This window comes from Brevundimonas sp. UBA7507 (genome assembly GCF_002478355.1).
GTDB classification, from domain to species: Bacteria; Pseudomonadota; Alphaproteobacteria; order Caulobacterales; family Caulobacteraceae; genus Brevundimonas; species Brevundimonas diminuta_D.
Genome location: NZ_DLNP01000020.1, coordinates 1 through 2,626 on the forward strand (window position 1 = coordinate 1; position 2,626 = coordinate 2,626).

A 2,626-nucleotide genomic window follows, 5' to 3' on the forward strand; every position below is an offset into this window, starting at 1 on the left:
GCAAAGGGGGTCAGACGGTCGGGGGCAGCGGTTTCAGCGCCTCGCGCGTCACCGTCCTGCGGGCCTCGCGGATGTGGTGGATGGCTTGGTTCTCGCGGCGGGCGATGGCGTTGCGCTCCAGCGCATCGAGCACCCCGTGGACCGTGGCGAAGGGATCGGCGCCGCCGCGCAGCAGGCTTTCGCACCCGCGCAGCGCCAGCATGGCGGCGTGCAGCCGGAACAGGATCACGCCCAGCATCACGCCACCACCCGGAGCGTGGGCCGGAGCCGCATGCTCTCGTCGTATTGGCGCTGGGCGGCCTCGAGGTTCTCGCGGGCGGCGTCGCGGACGCTCTCGACCTCCCGCGCGTCCAGATGGCCGTCAGCCTTGGCGGCGTGCACGGTCTGCAGGGCGCGCGTCGCGGCGGCCGTGCTCTCAACCGCAGCCGTCATCGCGCCTGCGCTGACCTCCTCGCCCGCCGTCATCCGGCCGAAGGCGGCGAACACAAGCGACTGGCCCGTCACCTTTTCCAGCTTCCAGACCTGCGCCCAGGTGGGGGCGTCGCTGTTCGAGGTGCTGATCAGCTGGCCGACGCGCTGGCGGCTGACGCCGAGGAAAGCCGCCGCAGCGTCTTGGGTGCCGACGGCGTCGACCAGCTGGCCGAAGTGCGCTTTCAGGAGGGAGAGGTCGAAGTCAGACATTGCGAAGTTCCCGGTTGGGGCAAGGTGACGGCCAGTGCGCCCGGCCATAGGTTCAAGGGGTCAGGCCGCTTGAGGCGGCGGGTCTTCGGGAGGTTCGGGATGTTCCGCGGCGGCGAGGCGAGCGATCTGGGCGCGAACCGAACCGACCGCTTGGGCGTGCAGCTTCTCGGACAGCTCGGCCGTCTCGGTTGCGAGGCGGGCGGATTCGGCCAGGTCGCGGCGGGCGCGGGCTTGGCTGAACTCGTCCGCCCCCTCGCGGCGCAGGCGCTCGCAGCTGTCGATGTGCTGGACCACCGTCCGCACGGCCAAGATCAGACCTTCAACGAGGGAACGGCTCATCAGGCGGCCCTCCGGTCATGCTCGCGGACCAGCGCCACCTGGGGGTTGAGGTCGTGAGCCTTCACCGCGCCGTTGGTCTCGCTTTCCAGCGCGAGGGCCACGCGGATGCTGGGCGTTTCGATTCCCTGTTCAACGCGGCTGTAGAAGCCCTTGCTCTTCAGACCCACTCGCTCGGCCATCTCCGTTTGGGAGAGGCCGAGGGCCTTACGGGCGGCGACCAGCCGGGCGGAAACGGGTGGAGCAGGTTCTGACATGCCGAAAGGTTTTCACATGCCAAACGTTTTAGCAAGCAAAACGTTCGGCACCGCCCTAACGACCCATCACATCAGCGCGGGGTAAGGTTCGGCATGGCTCTTCGCCCCCGCAAAGCTCGACACGATCTCTATCAAGCCTACCGTGACGCCTCCGGTTGGTGGCTCGCGGCTTGGCGAGATTATCGCGGTCTCACGCTTGAAGAGCTGGCCGATGAACTGGGCCGCACTAAAGGCTACGTCTCTGACATCGAGACCGGAGCGGCGAGGAGCGGAAGGCCCGCGACGCGCTTCAATCGGGACACTATCGATCAGATGGCAAAAGCCCTCTCGACCACAGGCGGCCGCCTCATCGATGTGAATCCGTTCGAGATGGACGAGCGAACTGACCAGATCGAGAGCATTTTCCGCGATCTCGACCAAGCAAGTCGCGATGCGGTAATCCAAATGGCACAGACGCTTCAGCGCCGTTCAGCGTAGCATTAGGCCGCCGCCGCCTGGACTTCTATAGCCGTGACCTCGCCAAATACGGCGAGCAGTTCAGGCTCGTCCCACATGTCGTGATCCATGTCGCCGAGCTGCTGATAAGCGACTGCGGCGATGGCCATCCGCGCGAGCAAAGCGGCACCTTCTTCTGCGTCCTGGGCAGTCAGGAACGGCATGGGCTCGCCCCCCTGCAGGCGGCCGTCAACGACCGTCAGGGCTTTAGCGAAGTAGTGTAGGCGCCAAGCCATCGCATCCCTCCTCGATCCGAGCGACTCGCCACGCCAGTTACCGAGAGTCCAGCGCCGTTAACGGTTGTGCGTCCGATAGTGACGCATACCAGCGTTCAATGTTTGGCAATCCCAAACATTTCTGCTTGCGATTATGTTTGGCATGTGAAAACCTTTCCTCACACCCGAGGAGAACCATCATGGCCTTCCACGACACCCACCTTGACGCGCCGCCCCATCCGCTGGGGATCGGCTTTCATCCGAACTGGCAGGCCGTGCGCGATCGCAAGGCCGAGCGCGAGTGCAACCTGATCGCCCGTCGGGCGGCCGAGGAACGCGCAGCCCAGCGCAGGGCCGCAGCCGCTCGTCGCTTCGACTGGGATGCTGGGGTCATGGCCCTGCAGGCCGTCGTCTGCGCCGGCATCGTCGCCTGCTTCTGGTGGGTGCTGCTGTGAGCCATCGCTTTTACGCCATCGTTGAGCGGCCGACGGCCGGGCGCGACATCGACCTCTTCGGCGAGACCACCGTCCGCATCGACGGATCGCGCGAGCCGGGCGCCCCCGGCGTGCCGCTGATCTACCTGTCGCCCTACGTCGAAGACCGCGACCGCTTCGCCCAGCGCCTGGCCGCGGCCTTGTCGGG

Annotated in this window: 8 protein-coding genes; 3 read left to right on the forward strand and 5 right to left on the reverse strand. The window is 66.4% G+C overall.

Annotated elements, in window-relative coordinates; all coding sequences use genetic code 11:
* Positions 1–10 precede the first annotated feature (10 nt).
* Genes B3D50_RS14745 through B3D50_RS14760 form a run of 4 tightly spaced genes read right to left on the reverse strand, consistent with a single transcriptional unit; the run spans position 11 to position 1,274 of the window.
* Positions 11–241 carry a hypothetical protein gene (locus tag B3D50_RS14745; RefSeq protein WP_286952341.1) on the reverse strand — a complete coding sequence of 77 codons (231 nt, stop codon included), beginning with the start codon at positions 239–241 and terminating at the stop codon, positions 11–13.
* The gene (locus B3D50_RS14750) at positions 238–681 is read right to left on the reverse strand and encodes a hypothetical protein (RefSeq protein WP_286952343.1); all 444 of its coding nucleotides are present in this window, start codon (positions 679–681) and stop codon (positions 238–240) included. The genes B3D50_RS14745 and B3D50_RS14750 overlap by 4 nt, the downstream gene beginning before the upstream one ends.
* Before the next feature lie 60 nt (positions 682–741).
* Positions 742–1,020 (reverse strand): hypothetical protein, encoded by a 279-nt coding sequence (locus B3D50_RS14755; protein WP_286952345.1) that lies wholly within the window; start codon positions 1,018–1,020, stop codon positions 742–744.
* Positions 1,020–1,274, reverse strand: a complete 255-nt coding sequence (locus B3D50_RS14760; RefSeq protein ID WP_286952347.1) for a helix-turn-helix domain-containing protein — start codon at positions 1,272–1,274, stop codon at positions 1,020–1,022. Before B3D50_RS14760 ends, B3D50_RS14755 begins: the two co-directional genes overlap by 1 nt.
* A gap of 93 nt (positions 1,275–1,367) precedes the next feature.
* On the opposite strand from B3D50_RS14760, the gene B3D50_RS14765 reads away from it, so the two are divergent.
* Positions 1,368–1,751, forward strand: a complete 384-nt coding sequence (locus tag B3D50_RS14765; protein ID WP_286952349.1) for a helix-turn-helix domain-containing protein — start codon at positions 1,368–1,370, stop codon at positions 1,749–1,751.
* Between the two features lie 2 nt (positions 1,752–1,753).
* Here B3D50_RS14765 and B3D50_RS14770 read toward each other — a convergent pair whose 3' ends face one another.
* Positions 1,754–2,005 (reverse strand): hypothetical protein, encoded by a 252-nt coding sequence (locus B3D50_RS14770; RefSeq protein ID WP_286952351.1) that lies wholly within the window; start codon positions 2,003–2,005, stop codon positions 1,754–1,756.
* A gap of 179 nt (positions 2,006–2,184) precedes the next feature.
* On the opposite strand from B3D50_RS14770, the gene B3D50_RS14775 reads away from it, so the two are divergent.
* Together B3D50_RS14775 and B3D50_RS14780 are read left to right on the forward strand one after the other, a co-directional pair.
* A complete protein-coding gene (locus B3D50_RS14775) occupies positions 2,185–2,439 on the forward strand; it encodes a hypothetical protein (RefSeq protein ID WP_286952353.1) in 255 nt (84 codons plus the stop codon).
* A partial coding sequence (locus B3D50_RS14780) for a hypothetical protein (protein ID WP_286952355.1) occupies positions 2,436–2,626 on the forward strand: 191 nt, incomplete at its 3' end. The genes B3D50_RS14775 and B3D50_RS14780, both read left to right, overlap by 4 nt.

What these genes read in the sequence shown, in the direction of transcription:
- B3D50_RS14750 (WP_286952343.1), bottom strand. Translation starts at nt 681, where the DNA reads ATGTCTGACTTCGACCTCTCCCTCCTGAAAGCGCACTTCGGCCAGCTG.
- B3D50_RS14755 (WP_286952345.1), bottom strand. Translation starts at nt 1,020, where the DNA reads ATGAGCCGTTCCCTCGTTGAAGGTCTGATCTTGGCCGTGCGGACGGTG.
- B3D50_RS14760 (WP_286952347.1), bottom strand. Translation starts at nt 1,274, where the DNA reads ATGTCAGAACCTGCTCCACCCGTTTCCGCCCGGCTGGTCGCCGCCCGT.
- B3D50_RS14765 (WP_286952349.1), top strand. Translation starts at nt 1,368, where the DNA reads ATGGCTCTTCGCCCCCGCAAAGCTCGACACGATCTCTATCAAGCCTAC.
- B3D50_RS14770 (WP_286952351.1), bottom strand. Translation starts at nt 2,005, where the DNA reads ATGGCTTGGCGCCTACACTACTTCGCTAAAGCCCTGACGGTCGTTGAC.
- B3D50_RS14775 (WP_286952353.1), top strand. Translation starts at nt 2,185, where the DNA reads ATGGCCTTCCACGACACCCACCTTGACGCGCCGCCCCATCCGCTGGGG.